A 22,706-nucleotide genomic window follows, 5' to 3' on the forward strand; every position below is an offset into this window, starting at 1 on the left:
CCGACGGAGACGTCGGGGCCGGACACGTTCTGGGCAGGTCGGGTGGATCGGCTCCCAGGAGCACCCCACGCCGTGCCGCCCGCTAGCCGGCGTGGAGGGCGAGGGTCGGGGAGAGTCGGGAGGCCCGGACGGCCGGGTAGAGGCCTGCGACCGTACCGATGAGCAAGGTGGCGGCGAAGCCCCCGGTGACGGCCCACAAGGGGATCACCCAGGGCAGGCCGCCCGAGGCGGCGAAGGCGTAGGTGGCGGTCGCGCCCAGGGCCACGCCGGCCAGCCCGCCCAGTCCGGAGAGCAGGAGGGACTCCGTCACGAACTGGAGACGGATCTGGCCCCTGGTGGCGCCCAGGGAGCGGCGCAGTCCGATCTCGTGGCGCCTCTCCAGCACTGAGATGATCATCGTGTTGGCGACCCCGACGCCGCCGACCAGGAGTGCCACCCCGCCCAGTCCGAGCAGGAGGTCGGTGAACGCCCCCTCGGTGGCGGCCTTGGCCTGGAGTGCCGCGGAGGGGTCGGTGACCTGCACGTTGTGCGGGTTCTGCGGGTCGACGGTGCGTGGGATCAGCGCGCGGACGGCGCCGACCGTCTGGTCCGTCGACCGTTCGTAGATCTGGGTCGGGTGGCCGTCGAAGCCCAGCAGCGCGCCGGCGCCGTCCCAGCCGACCAGGGCGGCCCGTTCGATCTCGGGAGCCAGCGGCAGCGGGTCGAGGATGCCGATGACGGTGAAGTACTGGCCGCCGATGTGGACCTGCTGGCCGGGGGCGGCGATACCCAGGCGCCGGGCCGCGACGTGTCCGAGAACCGTCGACGGGTAGCGCCCGTTGGCCTCGTTGAGCCAGGTGCCCGAGCCGACCGCGCCGCGCACGACGTCCAGCAGTCCTTCGGTGGCGGCCTTCACGGTGATGCCGCCGGTTTCGTCGTTGGGGATCTTCTCACTGCGTCTGACGGACTGCGCCAGGTCCCCGGTCGCGCCGACCTGCTCGACCCCGGGGACGCGGCTCAGCATGCCGATCGACTCCTCGGGCAGCTTCACCTTCTCGCCGAACAGCCCCTGCCCAGGGGATGCCACCAGCAGGTTGGTGCCCAACTGGTCGAGTTGCCGGAGGAGTTGGGCCTTACTGGAGGAGGAGATGCCGACCACCGCGATCATGGTGGCGATGCCGATGGCGATGCCCAGCGCGGACAGCACCACCCGCAGCGGCCGGGTGCGCAGGCCGGCCGAGCCGACGTGGAGGACGTCGCGGGGGCCGAGCCGGGCCGGGGAGAGCCGTGTGCGACTCATCGCTCCCCACCCCGATCGGCCGGGTCTGCGGCGCCCGTGCGCAGATCCGCCACGACGCGGCCGTCGCGGATGCGGACCTGGCGTGGCAGGCTCTCGGCGATCTCGCCGTCATGGGTGATCACCGCGATGGTGGCACCCTCGGCGTTGAGGTCGTAGAGCAGCTCCATCACCGCTTCGCTCGAGGCGGAGTCCAGCGCGCCGGTCGGCTCGTCGGCCAGCAGCAGGTCCGGTTCGCCGACCACCGCCCGGGCGATGGCCACCCGCTGCCGCTGGCCGCCCGACAGCTCGTGCGGACGGTGGTGCATCCGGTCCGCGAGCCCGACCCGCTCCAGGGCCAGGGCCGCGCGCCTGCGGCGCTGGGCGCGCGGCAGGCCCGAGTAGAGCAGGCCCTCGGCGACGTTGTCCCGGGCGCTGACCCCGGCCACCAGGTGGAAGGACTGGAAGACGAAGCCGATGTGCCGGGCGCGCAGGGCGGACAGCCTGCGGTCGGAGAGGGCGGCGACGTCGTGGCCCGCCAGGGTGACGGATCCGGCGCTGGGCCGGTCCAGGGTGCCGACGATGTGCAGCAGGGTGGACTTGCCCGACCCCGAAGGGCCGACGATGGCGAGCAGTTCGCCGCGTCCGATGCGCAGGTCCACTCCGTGCAGCGCCGTGACCCCGCCCGGATACTCCTTGGTGACCTGGTTCAACTCGACCACCGCGCTCATGACTTGGGCACCCCGACCTTCATCCCCTCGGTCAGGTCGGTCCCGCTGACCTCGACCCGGCCCTGTCCGAACATGCCGAGCTGGACCGGGACTTCGCGCACCTTCCCGTTCTCCACGACCTGGACGCCGAAGCCCCCGCCGGACAGCGCGAGCAGTGCGTTGACCGGTACGGTCAGCACGTCCTTGTGGACCTCGCCTTCGAGCTCGACGGTGACGGGCGCCTGGTCGAAGCCCTCCGCCTGCCCCGGGTCGTCGAAGACCACCCGGGCGGTGATCTTGGCGGGCTTGTCCGGGGAGCCCTGCTCCTTGCCGTCCTCACCGATGGTGCGGTCCACGGAGGCGACCTTGCCCTTGGCCCTGGCGCCGCCGGGCAGGTCGACCTCGACCCGGGTGCCGGGCTTGGCGAGGTCGGCCCGGGAGACCTCGATCTTGATCTGCACCTGCCGTTCGGAACCGGTGGCGGTGAGGACCGGCTTGCCGGGAGCTGCCTGGTCGCCGACGGCCGCGTCGTTCTTCTTGATCCGCACCGGAGCGGGCGAGAAGGCGATCTGCTCGGGGCCGATCTCGCCGGTCTGGGCCAGGCCGTGGGCCTTCTGCCAGCGCTTGACCGCTTCCGCCGTACCGGCGGTGAACTTCTCGTCCGCGGCCAGCCCCTTGCCGTAGCCCAGGTCGCGGAGGTTCTCCTTCAGCTGTCTGACGTCCGGCCCCTCGTCGCCGGCCTTCAGCGTCCGGTACATCGGGCGCTCGCCGACCATGAGCCGGACCTTCCGGCCGTCGACCTCGTAGAGAACCCCGTCGCGTTTCACCACCGCGCCGGCCTCCGGGAGCCAGGTGAGGGTGCCCGGCACACCGGCGTTGATCCGGCGCTCCTCGGCGTAACCGAGGACCCCGTCCACCCTGGTCCGACTGCTCAGGTCCTGCCGCTCCACCGAGCCCGTGCTCGGCGGCAGCCCGTCCGTGCGGTCCACGCCGGCGTTGCCGCCGCCTCCGGTCCGCGAGAGGGCCGTGACCCCGCCCGCCAGCGTGACCGAGGTGGCCAGCACGGCGATCAGGTACGTCCGGCGGCTGCGCCCGCGCTCACTGCGCATTCTGACCACTGCACGCCTTGTTCGCCTGGTCGAACCTGTCCTTCTCGGCGCCCTCCGGGATCTTCATCGCCGATCCCGACATCGCCGAGTCGCCGTCGAAATTCGGGTCCGGCATGTCCACACCGTTACCGCGCATGCACCGGGCGAATTCGAGGGCCTTGTCCTTGTCGGCCTGGGACATCTTCGCGCCACCCGCGCCACCGACTCCCCCGCAGGCCTTGAGGGCTTCCGCCATCTTGTCCTGGCCGCCCTCCAGGACCATGGCCCGCGGGTCCTGGCCCGGCTCGGGCTCCTTCACCTGGGCGCCGTGTTCGCGCAGACACTTACGGTGCTCGTAGGCCTGGTCCGCCGCCGCGCCCTTGCCCGACGAGTCCGAGCCGCCGCCCCCGCCGGAGCCCGTGGCGCCTCCGCCGCAGGCCGTGGCGAACAGCGCGATCCCCGCCACCAGCGCGGCCGCCGCGCCGTACCTGTGATTCCGCATGTGGTTCCGCATGGAATTCCTCCGTGTCCGATGACGAGTGGCCGATGACGAATGGCCGATGACGAGTGGCCGACCACTCCGGCCACGCAGAGGCTGACACGCACCCGCATTTCGCCGCTGTCAGCCGAGACCTTTACGGCGACGAAAGGTGGGTTTCAGGTACACCTGGTGTCATGCGTGTACTGATCGTGGAGGACGAGGAATTCCTGGCGGACATGATCGCCGAGGGATTGCGGCGCGACGCCCTGGCCGTCGACGTCGTGTACAACGGCGCCGACGCGCTGGAGCGGCTGAGGCTCACCGACTACGCCGTGCTCGTGCTCGACCGCGACCTGCCCGGGGCGCACGGCGACGAGGTGTGCCAGAGCGTCGTCGAGCAGCGGCTGCTGACCCGGGTGCTGATGCTCACCGCCTCCGGTACCGTCCGCGACCGCGTCGACGGCCTGGACCTGGGCGCGGACGACTACCTCACCAAGCCGTTCGCCTACGAGGAACTGCTGGCCCGGGTCCTGGCGCTCGGCCGCCGCACCCACCCCGCCCTTCCGCCGGTCATCGAACGTGCGGGCATCACCCTCGACACCGCTCGCCGCCAGGCCTTCCGGGAGGGCCGCTACCTCGCCCTGTCCCGCAAGGAGTTCGGCGTCCTGGAGGTGCTGATGCAGGCCGAGGGCGCCGTGGTCTGCGGCGAGGACCTGATCGAGCAGGTGTGGGAGCGGAACATGGGATACCGCACCAACGCGGTCCGGGTCGTCCTCAGCAAACTCCGCGCCAAGCTCGGCGAGCCCTCGGTCATCGACACCGTGCCCGGCCACGGCTACCGCATCGGCGTCCCGGCATGAGGCACTTCGCCGCGGTCGGCCTGAACCGGCCTCCGCTGCCCGGCCGACCACGCCCGCGGCTGCCGGGCGGGGAGCGGGGCCGGCTGACCATGCTCTACGGCGGGCTGCTCGTCCTCGCCGGAGCCATGCTCATCTTCCTGGTCAACTTCCTGGTCCGGGAGGGCCTGTACACCTCGATCAGCACGGCCGTCGCCGTCGAACCGCGACTGGCCACACTGGCGACCCCGGACCCCGCCGCGGCGAAATCCCTCACGATGGGAACCGCTTCACCCGCGAACGCTCCACCCGGAACCGCCCCCGCCGACGGCGGACAGTCCCACTTCCAGGCCGTCAAGGTCGTCACCCAGGCCGCCGAGCAGGCAGCCCAGAACCAGCTGCTGACCGTCTCCCTGATCGCTCTGGCCGCCTTCGCCGTCATCTCGGTGGCGCTCGCCTGGTGGATGTCGGGGCGGGTGCTGCGCCCGGTGGCGGTGATCACCAACACGGCGCGGCGGCTCTCGGGTGAGAACCTGCACGAGCGGATCGCCCTCGACGCACCCCCGGGCGAGCTCAAACAGCTCGCCGACACCTTCGACGCCATGCTCGACCGCATGGAACAACTGGTGGGTGCGCAGCAGCGGTTCGCGGCCAACGCCGCGCACGAACTGCGGACTCCGCTCGCGGTGCAGCGGGCCGCGGCCGAAATCGGGCTGGCCACCGAGGATCCGGCCGCCGTCGCCCGGGTCCGCCGCAAACTGATCGAGGTCTCCGAGAGCAGCGAACGGCTCATCGAGGGCCTGCTGTTGCTGTCCGTCTCCGACCAGAGGCTGGACCGGCGCGAACCGGTCGCACTGGACGAGCTGGCCCGCGCGGTGGCCGCCGAGTGCGACGCCTCGCAGGAAGCCCGGGAGAACCGCGTCACCGTCCGGACCGACACCGCCCCCGTGTCCGTCGAGGGTGATCCGGTGCTGCTGGCACACCTGGTGCGCAACCTGGTCGGCAACGCCCTGCGCTACAACCACGACGGCGGCCGGGTCGAGGTCGGCGTGCACGACGGTGTCCTGGAGGTCGCCAACACCGGTCCCCAGGTGCCGCCGGAGACCGTCCCCTATCTCTTCGAGCCCTTCCGCCGCCTCCGGGAGCGTCGGCACAGCCCGGGTGAGGGCGCGGGCCTGGGCCTGTCCATCGTCGCCTCCATCGCGCGCGCCCATCACGCCGTCGTCACCGCCGTCCCCGCCGGCACGGGCGGACTGCGGGTCCGGGTCGAGTTCCCCACGACCTGATCCGCCGGCCCGGGGGCCCGGGGGCCCGGGGGCCCGGGGGCCCGGGGGCCCGGGCGCGGAGCAGCAGATCCGCAGGGCGGGGGCACTGCTCGGGGAAGCTGAAGGTGTAGCCGTTGGACGTGGGGTTCCTCACGCGTTGGCGGGGGTGGCGACTGTTCGGCGGCGTCGGCCACGGCGACGGAACCACCGTCCGTCGCGCGGTTTCCGGGCCTGTGAGCTGCGTATGAGCGTTTCGCAACAACCTCGCCGATCCCTGCCCCACGGCCTCCTGCGCAGGTCGGAGGGCCGGATACTGGTGGATATGTCACGGGTACTGCTGATCGAGGACGACGCGTCGGTGCGCGAGGCACTGGCCCTGGGCCTGCGCCGCCAGGGCCACGAGGTGCGGATGGCCGCCACCGGCGAGGACGGCCTGGAGCAGGTGTTCCGGGAGCCTCCGGAGATCGTGGTGCTGGATCTGATGCTGCCCGGGATCGACGGCTTCGAGGTGTGCCGGCGGCTGCGCGCACATGGGAGTGTCCCGGTGATCATGCTGACCGCGCGAGGGGACGACATCGACACCGTCCTCGGCCTGGAGTACGGGGCCGACGACTACGTGGTCAAGCCCGTGCAGTCCAGGGTCCTCGACGCCCGGATCAAGGCCGTCCTGCGCCGCACCACCAACGTGTCCCCCGCGCCCGGGGTGGCCGAGGCGGTGCGGGAGGTGCACGGCGACCTGGTGCTGGACCGGGCCGCGCTGACCGTCGCCAAACGCGGCACCCCGCTGCCCCTGGCACCCGGCGAGCTGCGCCTGCTGCTGGAGTTGTCCGCCGCGCCGGGCCGGGTCTTCAGCCGGGAGCAGCTGCTGGACTCCGTCTGGGGCCTGGGCCGCCAGGAGGACATCCGCCTGGTCGACGCCGGGGTGAACCGGCTGCGCGCGAAGCTGGAGGACGACCCCTCCGCGCCCCGCTACCTCCAGACCGTGCGCGGTTTCGGCTACCGATTCGGACCCCTGTGACCACCCCGCCGCACACACCGGAGCACCCCTCGGCCGAAACCCGGACGCGCGATGCCGCGAACGGCACCGCCCGTGCCGACGACCGGCCGGACCGCGCCGACGCCTCCCGCTTCCTCCGGTGGCACCGGGCCGTCCTGGGGCTGCGTCCGCGGATGCTCGCCGCGTTCGTCGCCACCGCCGCCGTCAGCGCCCTGGCCACCTCCGCACTCACCTACCAGGCCGCCACCGGCTCCACCCTCGACCTGACCCAGGACACCGCCCTGGACGAGCTGCGCCGCCGCGTCGACGTCCTGGCCCCCGCCCTGCCCTTCCCCCCGACCCAGGCCGAACTCGACCGCCTGTCCCTCCGGCTCTCGGGCACCGGCGGCTTCCGCGACTGGCACGTCCTGGCCCGCTACGGCGCCGCCCACTCCGAGTGGACCGCCGCCGTCACCATCCCGGCCGCCCTCCAGGACACCGTCGGCTCGGGCCACGGCGCCTTCCAGCGATTCACCGCCGACGGGCACTCCTGGCTCGCGGTCGGCGTCCCCGTCACCCACACCACCCACACCACCGCCGGCCCCGCCACCCCGGCCGCAAGAGCCGGCGACCTGTCCGGGCTGACCGTCTACGCCCTCCTGCCCCTGGACCGCGAACAGGAGGCCACCAGCACCCTGCTGGCCGCCGCCACCGGCGCCGGCGTGTTCGCCGCCGTACTGGCCGCCGGACTCGCCCTGCTCGCCACCCGCCAGGTCCTGCGCCCCGTCCGCGCCCTGGGCGACGCCGCCCAGGCCCTCGCCCAGGGACGGCTCGACACCCGCCTCGCCGTCTCCGGTCACGACGAACTCGCCCAGCTGTCCAAGACGTTCAACCACACCGCCCGCACCCTCCAGGGCACCATCGAGGAGCTTCGGGCGGTCGAGAGCCAGGGCCGCCGGTTCGCCGCCGACGTCTCCCACGAACTGCGCACCCCGCTGGCCGCCATGGCCGCCGTCACCGACATCCTCGACGAGGACGCCGAACACCTGCCCGCCGACACCGCGACCGCCCTGCGCATGATCAGCAACGAGACCGGCCGCCTCACCCGCCTGGTCAACGACCTCATCGAGATCTCCCGCATGGACGCCGGCGCCGCCCCGCTGCGCACCGAGGACGTGGACGCCGCGGAAGCCGTACGCGCCACCCTCGACCTGCGCGGCTGGAGCGACCGGATCGAGCTGGACCTGCCCGCCGCCCTGCCCGTCCGCCTCGACGCACGCCGCTTCGACGTCATCGTCGCCAATCTGGCCGGCAACGCCCTGCGCCACGGCCGCCCGCCCGTACGCCTCACCCTCACCACCCGTGACCCGCGGCCGGGATCCGACCTGGTGCTGACCGTCACCGACCGCGGCCCGGGCATCCCGCCCGCCGAACTCCCGCACCTGTTCGACCGCTTCTACAAGGCCGACAGGGCCCGCACCCGCTCCGAGGGCAGCGGGCTCGGCCTGGCCATCGCCCAGGAGAACGCCCGCCTGCACGGCGGCTTCATCGAGGCCGCCAACGCCCCCGGCAGCGGCGCGGTGTTCACCCTCGTCCTGCCCCGCGGACCCCTGACGAAGGACGCCCCATGACCATCCGCCTCCGCTCGATCGCCGCAGCGGCGCTGCTCCTCACGGCCTGCGGCTGCGCGATCCCCGACACGGCGGGCGCGGTGAAGTCGGGCAAGCCCGCCACCGGGATCGAGTCCGGCACCCGGCTGTACTTCCTCAGCCCCCAGGGAATCCGCCTGACGATCAGGCCGGGCACCGAACGCGAAGGCCTCCAGCAGACCCTGGACGCCCTCATGGCAGGCCCCACCCGGACGGAGCAGCCCACCGGTCTCGGCACCGCCCTGCCCGCCTCCGGCAAGGTCACCGCCACCGGCGAGGACGGCACCGTCACCCTGCGCCTGTCCTGGCCGACCTCCGCGCTGAGCCCCTACGCCATCCAGCAACTGGTCTGCACCGCCGAGGACGCCCCCGCGACCACCGCGACCGCCCCCCGGATCGCCGTGGTCAGCAGCGACGCCCCCGGACCGGTCTTCGCGCAGTGCGACCTCCACCACACCGGCTGAGTCCGACGGAACCCGACCCGGAAGGTGGCACGAGGCCTCGCCACGCGCCTCGGTGAGGACGCCCGCCCGGGCCCAGCGGAGCCGGATCACCGGCACCGGCTGCCTGCCCGCCCGCCCGCCCGCGACGGTCTGGGACAGGTCCCGAAGCCCGGCCCGAACGCACGCAGGCACAGCGCGGATCCGGCCACCGCGCCTCAGGGAAGGGACAGTTGGGTGACGTCCACGACGGCACCCGGCGCCGTCGGCGCGATCAGCGGCAGCACCAGCCACAGTGCGGCGAGCGCGCCCAGGGTGCTCACGGCCGCCAGGACCCCGGGGCGGCCGCGGGCCCAGCGGGCCCGGTAGCAGACGGGGTCCTCCAGCAGTGCCTTCGACGATGCCGCGACCGCCACCGCCAGCCCGCCCAGCCACAGGGTCCGAACCCAGCCGTCCAGGCGGGGACCAGCGTGGTCCAGGAGCAGGATCAGCGGCCAGTGCCACAGGTACAGGCCGTACGAGAGCCCGCCCAGTACCGTCAGCGGGCGCCAGCTCAGCACCCTGCCCAGCGGGGACGCCGGGACGTGCACGAGCAGGGCGATCAGCGCGGCCGCCGCCGCCGAGTGCAACAGCAACCCGCCGCGGAACAGGACGAGCTGCCCCGTCCCCGAGGCCAGCGCCCACCCGGCGGCCAGCAGGCCCGCCGGGATCAGCGCCAGCCGGCCCGCGGCGGGCCCAGGCAACCGCGCCACCCGCAGCCGCACCGCCGGAGTGGCCGCGAGCGCGCCGAGCAGCAGGGCGAACACCCGGGTGTCGGTGCCCTCGTAGACCCGGGTGGTGTCCATCGGGTCGACGAGCAGCGCCATCAGCGCCGCGGACACCAGCGCACCGACCAGCGCCACGCCGGCCACCGCGCCGGCACCCGCGGTCCGGCGCAGCCGCAACAGAAGCAGCACCAGCGGTGGCCACAGCAGGTAGAACTGCTCCTCCACCGCGATGCTCCACAGGTGGGTGAACACCCGGGTCGGGTTCGCCTGGAAGTAACCGACCTGCGCGTCGATGAAATGCCAGTTCGCGAGGTTGGCCACCACCCAGGGGGCGTCCTGGTGCGCGAAGCGGGCCATGGCCGCCGTGCCCAGCACGGAGGCCAGCACCATCGCCGAGCCCAGGGCCAGGGCGAGGGCGGGCATCAGCCGCCTGGCCCGGCGGCCCCAGAAGGCCGCCAGGTCGATCCGGCCGCCGTTCTCCCCGGCCTCCCGCAGCAACAGCCCCGTGATGAGGAAGCCGGAGAGCACGAAGAACAGGTCGACCCCCAGGAACCCGCCGGGGAAGTCCCCGAGGTGGAACAGGAGGACCCCGAGGACGGCCAGCCCGCGCAGGCCGTCCAGGGCCGGGACGTGGGAGCGGCGGGAGCCGGAGCGCGCGGCGGTCCCCGGGCCCGGCCGGCGGCGGGACACGCGCGCGTTCCCCCGCCGGGCCGTCGGCGAGGCGGTCTTCATCTCGGACACCGGCTCAGGCGCAGTTCAGCTGGGCGAACACATCCGACTTGGTCCAGTCGCCGTTGGCCCAGCTCTTGGGATCGGCGGGCGAGAACCCGGCCAGCTTGCCCACCTCGGTGGTGAACCACTGCGCGAACTTCGCCGTGCCCTGCTGGCAGGAGTGCGTCCTGTCGTTCGAACGCTGCGCCTGCGGGGCCTTGAAGTCGGTGCCCCACAAGGCGGAGGCGTCGAGGAAGAAGGCATCGCCGGGGTGCGCGGCGACGGCCGCCTTCGCCGCCCCCGGAGCGGACTCGATGTCGGCCCTGTGCGGGGCGTAGAAGTCATCGCCCGTGTCGAACGGCGGAGTGGTGACGATCACCAGACGGGCACCCGCGGCCTTGACCGTGTCGATCAGCTTCTCGTACGCCTGCTGCTGCGCCTGCGGGCCGCCCCAGTCGTAGGTGGTGATCTGGTAGGCCACCAGCTCGGGGCGGACCGACGTGAGCCGGGAGGCGACGTCGCCGCTGGACATCGCCACCGGTCCGACCGCTGCGCCGCCGCCGTCGGCGGCGACGGAGGTGAGCTCGATGCCGGTGGACTTGAGCGCGGCGGCCAGCGGCAGCGCCTCCCCGACGGCGATGGAGTCCCCCATCCACAGGATCCTTGAGGGCTTCTTCAACCCTCCGGCGCCGGGCACCGACGACGGCCGCTCCGCGCCGGCCCCGGCCTTCGCCGGCCCCGGGCCACCCCCGTCCTCGGCCGGGGAGCTTCCGCAGGAGGTCAGGGCGAGGGCGCCGGCGAGGACGGCAGCGTAGAGGATGCCACCCCGGCGCAGGCCGCGGCCAACGGCGTGGGTGTCGTGGTCATGGGACGTTCGGTGTTCGTAGGTCATGCGGAAGAAGCTAGGAGACCTCTTTTCGCGCCGTTTGACCGTTGTGTCACCGCGGTTCGACGGCCTCATGAGCATCCCGTAACCGACGTCCCCGAGGGGCGGGTCCAACGCGTCCACACGGCGTGGCCGGTGCCGATGACGAACACCTCCCGGCAGCCGTCACGGAAGTGGTACGTCGCCGTGCCGCCACGGCAGGCGCCGGCACAGGTGCGCTGCTGCCGATCGTGTGTTTCGAACGGCCCGGAGACGGCACGAGGGCCTGTTCCCGCGCAGATGCGCGGGAACAGGCCCTCGTGGGTCACTCCGGTTGCCCCTGTCCGGCCCCCGGGGTGAGGGGAAGCCGAGTGGTCGGCTTAGTACCAGTGGTTGGCCTGCCAGAAGTTCCAGGCCGCGTTCGGGCTGCCGTAGCGGGTGTTCATGTAGTCCAGCGACCACTTGATCTGGGTGGACGGGTTGGTCTTCCAGTCCGCGCCGGCCGAGGCCATCTTGGAGGCCGGCAGCGCCTGGCCCAGACCGTACGAGCCCGAGCTCGGGTTGGTCGCCGTGACGTTCCAGCCCGACTCGTGGGAGATGATCTGGCTGAACGAGGCCAGCTGGTCCGCCGGCACGATCTGCGCGGCGATGGCCTGCGGGGAGGCGTCCGCGGCCGAGGCGACGGCGGGGACCACGGCGGCACCCAGGGCGGTCACACCGGCGGCACCGGCAAGAATCACGGCAGTGGTACGCATACGGAACTTGAAAGCGGGCATATAGAGCAAGACCTCAATCAGTTGGGCCGGCGTCACTCCCCGCCTCGACCGTGGCCGGACAGGGGCCGAACGGTCGCGGGGTGTGACTCGGCGGTAAGCCGTTCACCGGTGGGACAGGAGCCGGTGTGGCTGGCGATGAATGCCAAGTTGCCAGACCGGATCGGCGCTCGCCAAGACCCCTCCGCTACGATCCGCCGTCGTAGCGAAGCGACCGGCACTGGTTCGAGAGGCGGGCCGCCCGGAGCGCGCCGACCCCGCTCCGCCTGCGCAAACACCCCCCAATAACCCACCAAACAGTTGCAAAATAGTGCAAAACGGACACCACTATCCGTCGTCGTACGCCGCATTCGCATGTGAGCGCACTCACGGCCCCAGCCCCGGCGCCATCACCGACCGGCCCGCCGCCACCACGCCGAGTCACCGCCGATCGGCCGCCATTGAGACCGCCACCACACCCGGCCGACGCGGGAACGGCACCACAGGGCGTCGCCACAGCTGGCGGCCCCCTGGCCGGCAGGGCGGCGGTCCGGCAGGGCGCGAAGCCGTCACGGGATCCCGGCCGGGCCACCGAGACGCCCGTCCGTCCCGCCGGCATACCCCGCTCCGAAGACGTCCCGGCGTCGTTCGTGGCCGGGTGCGAGTCGCCGGGCATCTCGCATCTCGACGCGGCCCATGCGGCCCATGCGGCCTATGCGGCCGGCGAAGCCCCGAGGGCTTCAGGCGTACAGCGCGATCCTGGGCTGGACCGTGCCCGGGCCGGCCTTGACGACGGTGAGCCGGTACCGCTGGGTGAGGGTGTGATGGCTGTGGAGGACCAGTTTCGCCCGGGTGAGGTCGGTGTACAGCGTTCCGGTCTGGCTGGCCAGCCGCACGGTCCTCCAGTGGCCGCCGGTCAGGACCTCGAGCTTGATGTCCGTCGGGGCGAGGAAGGGCCCGTCGTCCGGTGACTCGACGAGGATCTGCGGGGCGACGGTCCGGTCCGCCGACGAGTCGTTGCGGTAGGTGACAGTCATCGGGTGCGCCGCGTGGTCGGACGGCAGCGGCCGGTCGGGCAGGCCGACGAACGAGACCGGCGCGACAGCGGCCACCACCTGCGGGGCGAGGGCCCCCGTGGCGAGCGCCGGCGACGGCATCGTGAACGGCGCGGCCAACACGGCGGCGAGGGCGGTCGGGGCCAGAGCCCGGCGGAGGACCTTCCAGGTGGGCATGGCGTCTCCTTCGGTCATCGACGGCGCTCCCGGGAAGTTCACCGGCGGCCGGGCGATCACCCGCCCACCGAGCGCTCCACGGCTGGACGGACTGCCGCCGCCGGGCAGCCCGGACCGTACCCATCCACCCTGCACACCAATGGCCCAACGCGCATCCGCACCGGACCGGCGGCCCCGCCCAGGGCCCTCCAGGAGCGAGCACTGCAAGCAGGCCAGGTCACACCTTCGGGCCCCTCACCGGACGGCAAGAAGCACCGGCCACCGCGCGGGTGGCCGGTGCTTCGCCCCGTCGGACCCCGGGTTGCTCCACCAGTGCTCGCGGTGGTCGCAGCGCAGGTCGCACCCCGGCGGGAAGGGCGTCACTGCGGGTGCAGGTGACGTGCCCCGGTCACCGGTGACGACGGCACCGCCCGTGGCCCTGTTGAACACGGCCACGGGCCACTGACGGCTGACCCCGTACCACGGCAGATCGCCCTGTCCACGAGTACGGGCGCTCATCCGCAGGTTCACCTCTCCTCACAACAAGGGGTAGCGCCGAGGTAAGCCCAGAAGCCGCCAGTACTTGATCTTGGTGGGTGTGGTGCTCGGTCCGTTCAACGCAGGCTGGCAACCGGGAGCGCGTTGACGCGGTTCTCGTACTCGCGGCGGGCCTTGCGCTGGGCCGGGACCGCCGTGGTGCCGTCGAGGGACTGGCAGCGGTCGAGGAGTTGGCGGTGGACCGCGGGCACGGCAGTGACGCGAAGGGTGTAGCCCTGGCCGCGCCGTACGGTCACGCCCTGGTCGAGCGTGACGCGCTCGACGGGCTCCAACTCGGCGGCGCGGAGGAAGTCGGCGACCTTGCCCGGCATGTCGAGGACGACCGGCAGTTCCGGGGCCGGGGCGCCTGGGTCGGCGGGTGTGCACTCGGGCAGGAGGTCCACGACGGCAGTGCGGATGGCGCCGCGGCTGACGTCGTGCTCGCGGGCGAGGGCCGCGATGGACCGGCGTTCCAGGTACGCGGTGCGTACGGCGTCGGTCTTCGCGGCCGGGACGGCGGGGCGGCGCCCGCCCTTGTTGCCCTTCGCCTCGGCGGCCCGCAGCCCGTCGTGGGTCAGTTCGCGCTGGAGTTCGCCGGCGGCGGCGAGGGTCTGCACCATGAATTTCACGGTGGACAGCAGCTCGCCGGTACGCGGGTGGCGGGCGGTGAGGTCCATCGCGGAGAACGCGCCATCGTGGATGCGCAGGGCGAGGCGGTCGCGGTGCAGGACGTCGAGCACGTCGAGGATGTGCCCGGTGCCGCGCACCAGGCGGAACATCTCGGAGATGTGCACAGCGTCGCCTGGCCGCGCGTACGCGAGCAGCTCGCCGAACTTCGGCCGCTCCAGCGGATGAAGGCGGCTGGAGGTCCCGGCCTGTTCCTCGAAGACAACCGGGGCCTCGATCCCGGCCTCGTCCAGCACCAGGTTCTGGCGGTCGGTCGACTGCTGGTCGGTCGACACCCGCTTGTAGACCAGGTTGGCCATGCTGCTCCCCATTGTGGTGGTCGCATTCGACCCTAGCTGTCAGCAAACCCTGTCATCATCCGTCATCGGATCTGATTGGATCTGCGCCGCCGCCGGGCCCCGGAAAGCCCGGGTTCATTGGACGTCCGCCGCGCCTGTCGCCATTCGATCCTTTGACGACACGGAGGACGGACAGGACGTCCCGGCCGGAGCCCATCACTCTTCGCGCACCTGGTAGTTATGTGTGCGAGGAGGATCGGACCGGATTCGCGGTAGCGGGCTGAGGGCTGCGTTCGGTACAGGCGTCCGTGCGTTCGTCTAACGGTGGTTTTGCCGGAAGGGACCGCGACGGTGCCGTACCTTCCCGTGAAGCCGTGGCGAGCTATTGATACTGGTGCTCTCGCGCTTGGCAGTCAGGATGGCTGGACTTGGTCGAAGAGGACGAGGGCTTCGGCAGGGTCCGGGCTCACGAGGCGTTCCAGACCGGCCGTCGTGATCTTCGCCCACCTGCCGGCCCGTGCCCACATCTGTTCCTCGAAGGCGCGGACGGCCTCGTCCAGATCTCGAGGGCCGGTGGCGATGGACTCGGCGAGTTCGGCGCCTTCCAGCATCGCGAGGTTCGCGCCCGCCCCCAAGGGGGGCATCAGGTGGGCGGCGTCGCCCAGGAGCGTCACCCCGGGCACGTGGACCCAGGTGTGGGACACGGGTAGGACGTAGAGGGGGCGGTGGACGAAAGCGGTGCCGTGGCGGAGGAGGTCGAGGACGGGAGCGGCCCAGCCGTCGAACAGAGCCAGCAGGCTCGATCGCACGGCGTCGACGTCGGCCAGGTCCAGGTTCGTGTGCCAGTCCAGCGGCGCGCGGAACTGGGCGTACACCTTGACGTGGCCGCCGCTGTTGCGCTGGGCGACGAGAGCTCGGTTCACACCGTACACAGCCACGGAACCGTCGCCGATCAACCGGGCGAGGTCAGGGTGGCGGGTGTCGACGTCGTCGAGGAAGGTCTCGACCGAGGTGACGCCGGTGTAGTGCGGCGTCACCGACGAGACCGCCGGACGGATCCGGGACCAGGCGCCGTCCGCGCCGACCACGAGGTCGAACGTCTCCTGCCGCCCGTCCGCGAAATGGACCAGTACGCCATCCCGGGTCCCCGGCACCACCTCCGTCACGCCCCGCCCCCACTGAACGTCCAGAGGCCCGAGCAGCAGGTCACGAAGTTGCCCGCGGTCGATCTCGGGATTGGCCCGGTCATCTGGACGGGGTTGCCAGTCGCGCAGGACGGTCCCGTCCGTGTCCAGGATGCGCATGGCCTGTCCCTCGGGACGGGACAGCTCCTGGAACTCCGCCAGCAGCCCCGCCTTGTCCAGCGCGAGCTGGCCCAGCCCTTCGTGCAGGTCCAGGGTGCCGCCCGGGGGGCGGGCGTCGGGGGCGGGATCGCGTTCGAGGACGGTGACGGGGTGGCCATGGCGGTGCAGGACGCGGGCGAAGGTAAGGCCGGCGGGGCCGCTCCCGACCACAGCGATACGATGTCTCATATCGATACACTGTATTTGCTCATTACGATGCATCGCAACAGTTCGGAGTGACCATGACCGTGTGGGACCGGCCGGAGCCGCCGACTCGCCCCGTGCCGCTCGACCGGGAGCGGATCGTCGCCGCCGCCATCGCGCTGGCCGACGAGGGCGGCCTTGCGGCGGTGTCGTTGCGCAAGGTCGCCGCCCGGCTGGAGGCCGGCCCGATGCGGCTGTACGGATATATCTCCACCAAGGAGGAGCTGTTCGACCTCATGGTGGACGAGGTCCAGGCCGAGATTCTCCCCGAGGAACAGCCCGGTGACTGGCGGGAGGCGCTGGGCGTCCTCGCCCACCGCACCAGGCAGGCCGCCCTCCGTCACGAATGGCTGGCCGACCTGCTCGGCGGCCGCCCGGCCTTCGGCCCGAACGGCCTCGCCGTGGCCGAGTCCACCCTGTCCGCCCTTGACGGCCTCGCCGACATCGACACCGTCATGCGCGCCGTGGAGACGGTCAGCGCCTACTTCACGGGCGCGATCAGGCGCGAGATCACGAATCTGCGGGCCGAGCGCGCCACGGGCCTGTCCAAGCACGACTGGCAGCGCGCCCGCGGCCCGCACCTGACGAGAATGCTGGCCACGGGCCGCTTCCCGGCGCTGACCAAGGCCGTGTACGAGGGCACGGACGTGGACGCCGAGGCATCCTTCGCGACCGGCCTGGACTGGGTCCTCGACGCCGTGGCCGCCAAACTCGCCCGGCCGCCGGCGTGACGCTCAGCTCCTGCCGAATGCGAGCGAGGCGGAGGGCCGTACTGCTCAACGGGCATGACAGGGTCCTTCACAGAGGTGACGGTCAGGCGGCTGTGCTGAAGCCGGAGGCGGCCGGGTCCTGGTCCCGAAGCTGGGTGAAGTCGACGTCGAGTTTCGGGTCGTACGCCTCGGGCTGGATACCGAGTTCGTGGGTGGAGTACTCGCCGAATCGTTTGATGTGCTCGGTCAGGTACGGCGAGATGTGGGCCAGGTCCTCCGGGTCGATCTCCCAGCCCTCCTCCAGGAGCTGGCGGATGATCTCCGCGATATCCAGGGCGTTGTGGAAGATCACCGCGTTCGTGAGCAGGGCGTTGAACTTCATCGCCTTCTCCTGCTCGATGGGGTCGTTGTCGGCGAGGACGCCCTGATTGCCGAAGCCGACCCACTGGGAGAACCGGTTGAACGACTCGACCTTGTTGGTCGCCGCGGTCACCCGCCGGCGAAGCGGCGCGTCCGAGAGGTAGCGCAGCAGCTGCACCGTGCGGATCACGCGGCCGACCTCGCGGAAGGCGGTGTAGGTGGAGTTCTTGTGCGAGCCCGACCGCAGCCGCTTGAGCAGCGTCGAGGACGAGATGGCGCCCTCCCGCACGGACACGGCCACCTTCATCAGGTGCCGGAACTGGGACTCGATCAGATCCCAGTCGATGACGTTCTTGCCCGGCTCGCCGAACAGGGAGTCGATGTGGACGTATTCGCTTTGCTTGGACGGACGGTAGAAGGTCAGGCCCTTCCAGTTCCTGATCCTGGGCATCAGATCGAAGCCCAGCAGATGCGCCAGGGCGAAAACGGGCACGCTCTGGCCCTGGGTGTCGGCGTGCACGGTGGTCGGCTTGACCTCGGAGGTGTTCTTGAGGAGGCCCTCGATGATGTAGACGGCCTCCCACACCCCGCACGGGATGAAGTGCGTGAACAGCGCGATATTGATCAGGTCGGATCCTGGGTCACACCTCGCCATGGTCGCGATGTGTACCGTCATCATGCCCGGACCCGGCCACCACCTCGCCGACCAGCACCAGCATCGGCCGGATCGCGAACTACAGCTGTCGTGAGAACACGGAAACCCTGCTCAGCAACCAGAAAGCGCTGCTGGTGCCAAGGCCGTAGGCGAGGTGGGCGGTCAGATCATCACCCAGCGTCTTGGCGTCGTATGTCCAGATGGGTTTGTAGAGTCCCGCGATCGGAAGCACCACGTATCCGCTGAGCCACACGAGCGCACCGTACGGGAGCCCGTAGAGGACGTGGGGCTTGCGCAGCGAGGCGCTGACGGCGCCGTAGAAGGCCGCGTTGCCCACTCCGTAAGCCCAGTGCATGAACGTGCTGACGGGGAACGCCGCGCTGTCCGGCAGCTCGCGCCGGGTGAAGGCCTCGACCAGGCGCTTTCCGACCTGCCCTGGGTCCGGCGCCTCCTGCCAGGTGCGGACCGGGGCGAACTCCCAGTGCAGGGCGTTGCGTTCGCCACCGGCCCGGCGCTGGCGCAGGAACCGCGCGGCGTCCATGCAGACGGTGCCGACCACTCCCGCCGCCAGGCCCGCACCGACAGCGCCAAGCGGGGTCAGCTGCTTGCGAGTGCGCATAGGTCGATCGCTCCCGATCCCGGTTCTTTCAGAAGCCGGCGCTCTGGCCGCCGTCGACGCACAGGATCTCGCCGGTGACGAACGGGGCCTGTTCGAGGTGCATGATCGTCGAGGTTCATGATCGCCTCGACGACGGCGGCGTACCCGCGCCTGCGGCACACGTCCGGCGGCGGCGCCCACCGGTTTTCACTCTACTCGTCGCCGCGCCCCGGCGCCGCGCAGAGTTCTTCGGGTGCGGCCGGCGGCCGACCGTACGACGCTGGAGGAACCGGCCTGTCGAGCGCGGGAGGAGCACAGGTCATGGCCGTTCTGATCGCCGTGAACGTCGGCATGCCCAAGGACGTCCCCTGGCAGGGCAGGACCACCCGCACCGGCATCTGGAAGCACCCCGTCGCCGGGCCCGTGATGGCGCGCCGGCTCAACCTGGACGGCGACGGGCAGGGTGACCTCACCGGGCACGGTGGCGAGCAACGTGCCGTACTGGTCTACCAGTTGAGCTCCTACCGCCATTGGCAGGAGCACCTGAAACGGGACGACTTCACGTACGGCCAGTTCGGCGAGAACCTCACCGTGGACGGACTCGCCGACGACGAGGTGTGCATCGGTGACCGCTACGGGATCGGCGGTGCGGTCTTCGAGGTCACCCAACCCCGCGTGACGTGCTACCGCGTGGGGTTGCGGCTCGGCGAGCCGCAGATGGCCGCCCTGCTGGTGTCCCATCGCCGCCCAGGCTTCTACATGCGGGTGCTGACCGAAGGGCGGGTGCGGGCCGGGGACGAGATCGTGAAGATCGCCTCGGGCCCCGAGGAGATGACCGTCGCGGAGATCGACGCGCTGCTCTACCTGCCCGGCCACGCCCGGCCACAGCTCGAACGGGCCCTGCGCATCACCGCGTTGAGCCCCGGCTGGAAGACGTCGCTGCGAGCCCTGCTCGACGACGCGGACCGCGGCTCCGGCGCCGCGGGTGGAAACCGCGGGCTGACCACCAGCAGCCCGCCGCCGGCCTGGCCCGGGTTCCGTCGGCTCGAAGTCTCCCGCATCGAGCCGGAGAGCGCGGGCATCTTCTCGCTCACTCTGGCGGCGGTCGACGGCGAGCCCCTCCCCGCCGCTCTGCCGGGGCAGTTCCTCACGGTCCGCCTGCGGCTGAACCCCCAGGCCTCCCCGGTCATCCGCAACTACTCGCTCTCCGGCGGACCGGGCGCCGAGACGTACCGCATCAGTGTCAAGCAGGAGCCGAACGGTGTCGCCAGCACCTACCTGCGCCAGCACGTGAAGGTGGGTGACGTCCTCGATGTCGCCGCCCCGCGCGGCACGTTCCTGCTCGCGGACGCGGACACTCCGGTCCTGCTGCTGTCCGCCGGTGTCGGCGCCACCCCGGTCCTGGCCATGCTGCACGCCCTGGCCGCGGAGCACTCGCAGCGCGCGGTGTGGTGGCTGCACGCGGCCCGGGACGGCGAGAACCACCCGTTCGCCGACGAAGTGCGCGCACTGCTCGCCCAGTTGCCCGCAGGCCGGTCGTTCGTCTCCTACAGCCGTCCGTCCGGCGCCGACCGCCCGGGTGTCGACTACACGGTCAGCGGGCGGTTCAGTCCCGAGCGGATCCGCGGCCTGGGGCCGCCTCCGGACGCCGACGCCTACATCTGCGGACCGAACGCGTTCATGCGGGACATGACCGGAGCCCTTCAGGCCTGCGGCCTGCCGTCCTCCCGGATCCACACCGAGGTCTTCGGGGCCACGTCCGCCGTCACCCCCGGTGTGCTGACCGGACCCGCCCGGGCACCGCACCAACCGGCCGCTCCTCCCGCCGGCCGCCCGGGACCGTCCGTAGCCTTCGCGCGCACCGGGCTGATCGTCCCCTGGCACCCTGACTACGGCACGCTGCTCGGACTCGCCGAGGCGTGCGACGTGCCCGTACGCTGGTCCTGCCGCACCGGAATCTGCCACACCTGCGAGACCGCGCTCCTCTCCGGCCACGTCGAGTACGCCCCGCAGCCCCTGGAGCCCCCCGCCACGGGAAGCGCGCTCATCTGCTGCTCGACGCCCCCGGCCGACGTGGTCCTGGACATGTGACCGGAGGTGTCCGTGACCGGGGGCGCTACCGCCGACGGAGCACCGGGTTGCGCGCGGTCGGCGCAGCTGCCTAGCGTGGTTGCGTGGGGCGAGGGGCGAAAACCGGCGGGGCGGGTCGGTTGCGTGGGACATCCCGTCGTGGGGACCCCGCCGAACCCACTCCTGGCATGTGTCCGAGAGGGGATCTCTGCCATGGCAACGGTGCTTTTCATCGTCAGCGGAGCCACCTACTGGGTGTTGAAGGACGGCACGCGGCACGCGACCGGCTACTGGGCCGAGGAGTTCGCGAACCCGTACAAGATCCTCACGGACGCCGGTAACGAGGTCGTCGTCGCGACGCCGAACGGTGTGACGCCGACCGTCGACATGATGAGTCTGCGCCCCGAGATGGTCGGTGGGAACGACAGCGCCCTGGAGCTGGAGGCCGTCATCCGTTCCGCGGAGGTGCTGCGTCGACCGCTACAGCTGTCGGACGTGCGCCTGGAGGACTACGACGCGGTCTACCTGCCGGGCGGTCACGGTCCGATGGCGGACCTGGCGTGGGACGCCGACGTGGGGCGGCTGCTGACCCGGCAACTGGCCTCGGGCAGGCCGCTGTTCATCGTCTGTCACGGTCCCGCCGCGATGCTGGCCACCAGGATCCACGGCGAGTCGCCGTTCAAGGGCTACCACATCACCTGCTTCACCGACGAGGAGGAGGACGGCGTCGGACTGGCCTCCAGGGCACCATGGCTGCTGGAGACCGACGTGAAGGCGAAGGTCGGGGTCGACTTCAGCCGCGGTCCGGTCTGGGAGCCCTACATGGTCGAGGACCGCAACCTGGTGACCGGACAGAATCCGGCCTCGGCCGCGGTCCTCGGGAACCGGATGCTGGAGATCCTCAAGTGACCAGTCCTGGGGCGATCCGGCCCAGGCACGCGCCCGCGTCGCAGGACATCGGACGCGTGGTGTTCCGAGCGAAGGAGCCATGACGGTGGAAGCGACGGTTGCCCGGGCCCTGCTGGACCGGCACTGGGCCGCATCGAACAGCGGCGACGCGGACGCGGAACACGACATCTACGCCGACGACGTCATCGTCGAGTACCCGCAGTCCGGCGAGGTCATCCGCGGCAGGAGCAACATCCAGGCACTGCGCACCCAACATCCCGCGGTCCGGACCTTCACCGTGCGCAGGATCCTCGGATCCGGCGACCTCTGGGTGACCGAGTTCGTGCTCACCTATGACGGCAAACCCACGCAGACCGTGAGCATCATGGAGTTCTCGGCAGGCCGCGTGGTGCGGGAGACGCAGTACTTCGCCGACCCGTTCGACCCGCCGGCCTGGCGGTCGCAGTGGGTCAAACCTGGGGAGTGATCCGCCGCTGGTCCGCGGCCGCGACCTCGAACACACCCGAACTCGCCGAGCGCGCCGAGGCAGTAGCGGGCAGCGTGGGCAGCCCGCTTGGGAGGGGCCGCGCGGGCGGAGGGCGGGTTCAGCGCCGACCGCCGAGGTCAGGTGGAGTGACGCCTCGATTTTGATCAATTGCCCGGCCAGGGTTGATAGATGATGTACAGTCAAGTCTTTTCAGGTAGTGCCTTGACGCTGCCGGTGGTGCCGGTGGTGCCGGTCCCGGCGTATCACCCCGGGGAAGGACTCCGGGATCGACTTGCCGTCCGGCCGGTCCGTACCGTCGTCGACGGTGTGGGAGCAGCGATCGGCGCTGGAAGGGACATCATGAACGGCAGGATCGTGACTCTGCTCGGCGTACCCGCACTGCTCGCGGGGGTGGTGCTCGGAGCGGCCCCGGCGCACGCCGGCACCGGGGTGCGGGTCGACGGCGCGACCGTTTCCGGTGGCGCCTCGGCGACGGTGAACGTCACCATCGCGTACTCCTGCGACGCCGGCGGTTTCGTCGCGTCCGCGACCGTGACCGCCGAGGACCGTGCGTCCGGCGCCCTTGGCTACGCCCGTTTCACCCCGAACTGCACGGGCGCGAATGTCCAAGTGACCGTCCCGGTCACGACTTTAAACCAGAGCCGCTACGTCGCGGGTGACACGGCGGCCGTCCGGGCCTCGCTGCTCGACGCGACCGACACCGAGGTGGTCGGGACCATCACCCGGCTCACCGTCGGCACCGCGTAGCCGGGCCGACGGCCGACGGCGGGCGGCGGGGGGGGGGGGGGGGGGGGGGGGGGGGGGGGGGGGGGGGGGGGGGGGGGGGGGGGGGGGGGGGGGGGGGGGGGGGGGGGGGGGGGGT

Annotated in this window: 22 protein-coding genes; 10 read left to right on the top strand and 12 right to left on the bottom strand. The window is 71.7% G+C overall.

Features of this window, described 5'->3' with window-relative positions; translation table 11 throughout:
* Nucleotides 1–82 precede the first annotated feature (82 nt).
* Genes AC07BF_RS33560 through AC07BF_RS33575 form a run of 4 tightly spaced genes read right to left on the bottom strand, consistent with a single transcriptional unit; the run spans nt 83 to nt 3,567 of the window.
* Entirely contained in the window at nt 83–1,279 is a 1,197-nt protein-coding gene (locus AC07BF_RS33560) for an ABC transporter permease (RefSeq protein ID WP_363587246.1), read from the bottom strand.
* Nucleotides 1,276–1,986 carry an ABC transporter ATP-binding protein gene (locus AC07BF_RS33565; RefSeq protein WP_363587245.1) on the bottom strand — a complete coding sequence of 237 codons (711 nt, stop codon included), beginning with the start codon at nt 1,984–1,986 and terminating at the stop codon, nt 1,276–1,278. The genes AC07BF_RS33560 and AC07BF_RS33565 overlap by 4 nt, the downstream gene beginning before the upstream one ends.
* Nucleotides 1,983–3,074, bottom strand: a complete 1,092-nt coding sequence (locus AC07BF_RS33570) for an efflux RND transporter periplasmic adaptor subunit (RefSeq protein ID WP_363587244.1) — start codon at nt 3,072–3,074, stop codon at nt 1,983–1,985. Before AC07BF_RS33570 ends, AC07BF_RS33565 begins: the two co-directional genes overlap by 4 nt.
* The gene (locus tag AC07BF_RS33575) at nt 3,064–3,567 is read right to left on the bottom strand and encodes a hypothetical protein (RefSeq protein WP_363587243.1); all 504 of its coding nucleotides are present in this window, start codon (nt 3,565–3,567) and stop codon (nt 3,064–3,066) included. Before AC07BF_RS33575 ends, AC07BF_RS33570 begins: the two co-directional genes overlap by 11 nt.
* A 161-nt stretch (nt 3,568–3,728) precedes the next feature.
* Between AC07BF_RS33575 and AC07BF_RS33580 the strand changes: the two genes are divergently transcribed.
* The 5 genes from AC07BF_RS33580 (at nt 3,729) to AC07BF_RS33600 (ending at nt 8,724) form a co-directional block, all read left to right on the top strand.
* Complete coding sequence (locus AC07BF_RS33580; protein WP_363620603.1) at nt 3,729–4,394, top strand: response regulator transcription factor; 666 nt, start codon at nt 3,729–3,731, stop codon at nt 4,392–4,394.
* Nucleotides 4,395–4,483: 89 nt separating this feature from the next.
* Complete coding sequence (locus tag AC07BF_RS33585; protein WP_363587256.1) at nt 4,484–5,656, top strand: sensor histidine kinase; 1,173 nt, start codon at nt 4,484–4,486, stop codon at nt 5,654–5,656.
* Between the two features lie 301 nt (nt 5,657–5,957).
* A complete protein-coding gene (locus AC07BF_RS33590; RefSeq protein WP_478334341.1) occupies nt 5,958–6,653 on the top strand; it encodes a response regulator in 696 nt (231 codons plus the stop codon).
* On the top strand, nt 6,650–8,242 hold the full coding sequence (locus tag AC07BF_RS33595) for a sensor histidine kinase (RefSeq protein WP_478334342.1): 1,593 nt from the start codon (nt 6,650–6,652) through the stop codon (nt 8,240–8,242). Before AC07BF_RS33590 ends, AC07BF_RS33595 begins: the two co-directional genes overlap by 4 nt.
* Entirely contained in the window at nt 8,239–8,724 is a 486-nt protein-coding gene (locus AC07BF_RS33600; protein ID WP_478334343.1) for a GerMN domain-containing protein, read from the top strand. The genes AC07BF_RS33595 and AC07BF_RS33600 overlap by 4 nt, the downstream gene beginning before the upstream one ends.
* A 194-nt stretch (nt 8,725–8,918) precedes the next feature.
* Here the strand turns inward: AC07BF_RS33600 and AC07BF_RS33605 are convergent, their stop codons facing one another.
* From AC07BF_RS33605 to AC07BF_RS33630, 6 genes are all read right to left on the bottom strand, one after another.
* Entirely contained in the window at nt 8,919–10,157 is a 1,239-nt protein-coding gene (locus tag AC07BF_RS33605; RefSeq protein WP_478334344.1) for an acyltransferase family protein, read from the bottom strand.
* A gap of 55 nt (nt 10,158–10,212) precedes the next feature.
* Nucleotides 10,213–11,070 (bottom strand): SGNH/GDSL hydrolase family protein, encoded by an 858-nt coding sequence (locus tag AC07BF_RS33610; RefSeq protein WP_478334345.1) that lies wholly within the window; start codon nt 11,068–11,070, stop codon nt 10,213–10,215.
* A 353-nt stretch (nt 11,071–11,423) separates the two neighbouring features.
* Complete coding sequence (locus tag AC07BF_RS33615) at nt 11,424–11,798, bottom strand: aggregation-promoting factor C-terminal-like domain-containing protein (protein ID WP_363587236.1); 375 nt, start codon at nt 11,796–11,798, stop codon at nt 11,424–11,426.
* A 737-nt stretch (nt 11,799–12,535) separates the two neighbouring features.
* A complete protein-coding gene (locus AC07BF_RS33620; RefSeq protein WP_400808679.1) occupies nt 12,536–13,027 on the bottom strand; it encodes a signal peptide protein in 492 nt (163 codons plus the stop codon).
* Nucleotides 13,028–13,620: 593 nt separating this feature from the next.
* Entirely contained in the window at nt 13,621–14,529 is a 909-nt protein-coding gene (locus tag AC07BF_RS33625) for a recombinase family protein (RefSeq protein ID WP_478334346.1), read from the bottom strand.
* Between the two features lie 392 nt (nt 14,530–14,921).
* Complete coding sequence (locus tag AC07BF_RS33630; RefSeq protein ID WP_400808673.1) at nt 14,922–16,040, bottom strand: FAD-dependent oxidoreductase; 1,119 nt, start codon at nt 16,038–16,040, stop codon at nt 14,922–14,924.
* Nucleotides 16,041–16,093: 53 nt separating this feature from the next.
* Here AC07BF_RS33630 and AC07BF_RS33635 point away from each other — a divergent pair, with 53 nt between their 5' ends.
* Entirely contained in the window at nt 16,094–16,786 is a 693-nt protein-coding gene (locus AC07BF_RS33635; RefSeq protein WP_363587232.1) for a TetR/AcrR family transcriptional regulator, read from the top strand.
* Nucleotides 16,787–16,868: 82 nt separating this feature from the next.
* On the opposite strand, the gene AC07BF_RS33640 is transcribed toward AC07BF_RS33635, so the two are convergent.
* Nucleotides 16,869–17,780, bottom strand: coding sequence for a Tn3 family transposase (locus tag AC07BF_RS33640; protein ID WP_363587231.1), 912 nt, complete (start codon nt 17,778–17,780; stop codon nt 16,869–16,871).
* A 79-nt stretch (nt 17,781–17,859) separates the two neighbouring features.
* Nucleotides 17,860–18,399 carry a hypothetical protein gene (locus tag AC07BF_RS33645; protein ID WP_363620614.1) on the bottom strand — a complete coding sequence of 180 codons (540 nt, stop codon included), beginning with the start codon at nt 18,397–18,399 and terminating at the stop codon, nt 17,860–17,862.
* A gap of 300 nt (nt 18,400–18,699) precedes the next feature.
* Here AC07BF_RS33645 and AC07BF_RS33650 point away from each other — a divergent pair, with 300 nt between their 5' ends.
* The 4 genes from AC07BF_RS33650 (at nt 18,700) to AC07BF_RS33665 (ending at nt 22,591) form a co-directional block, all read left to right on the top strand.
* On the top strand, nt 18,700–20,469 hold the full coding sequence (locus tag AC07BF_RS33650) for an MOSC domain-containing protein (protein WP_400808670.1): 1,770 nt from the start codon (nt 18,700–18,702) through the stop codon (nt 20,467–20,469).
* Nucleotides 20,470–20,661: 192 nt separating this feature from the next.
* A complete protein-coding gene (locus AC07BF_RS33655; RefSeq protein WP_400808668.1) occupies nt 20,662–21,357 on the top strand; it encodes a type 1 glutamine amidotransferase domain-containing protein in 696 nt (231 codons plus the stop codon).
* Nucleotides 21,358–21,442: 85 nt separating this feature from the next.
* Nucleotides 21,443–21,823, top strand: coding sequence for a nuclear transport factor 2 family protein (locus AC07BF_RS33660; protein ID WP_400808666.1), 381 nt, complete (start codon nt 21,443–21,445; stop codon nt 21,821–21,823).
* 360 nt (nt 21,824–22,183) lie between these two features.
* Entirely contained in the window at nt 22,184–22,591 is a 408-nt protein-coding gene (locus AC07BF_RS33665; RefSeq protein ID WP_478319546.1) for a hypothetical protein, read from the top strand.
* Nucleotides 22,592–22,706: the final 115 nt, after the last annotated feature.

It is taken from the genome of Kitasatospora sp. NPDC043950 (assembly GCF_056435345.1).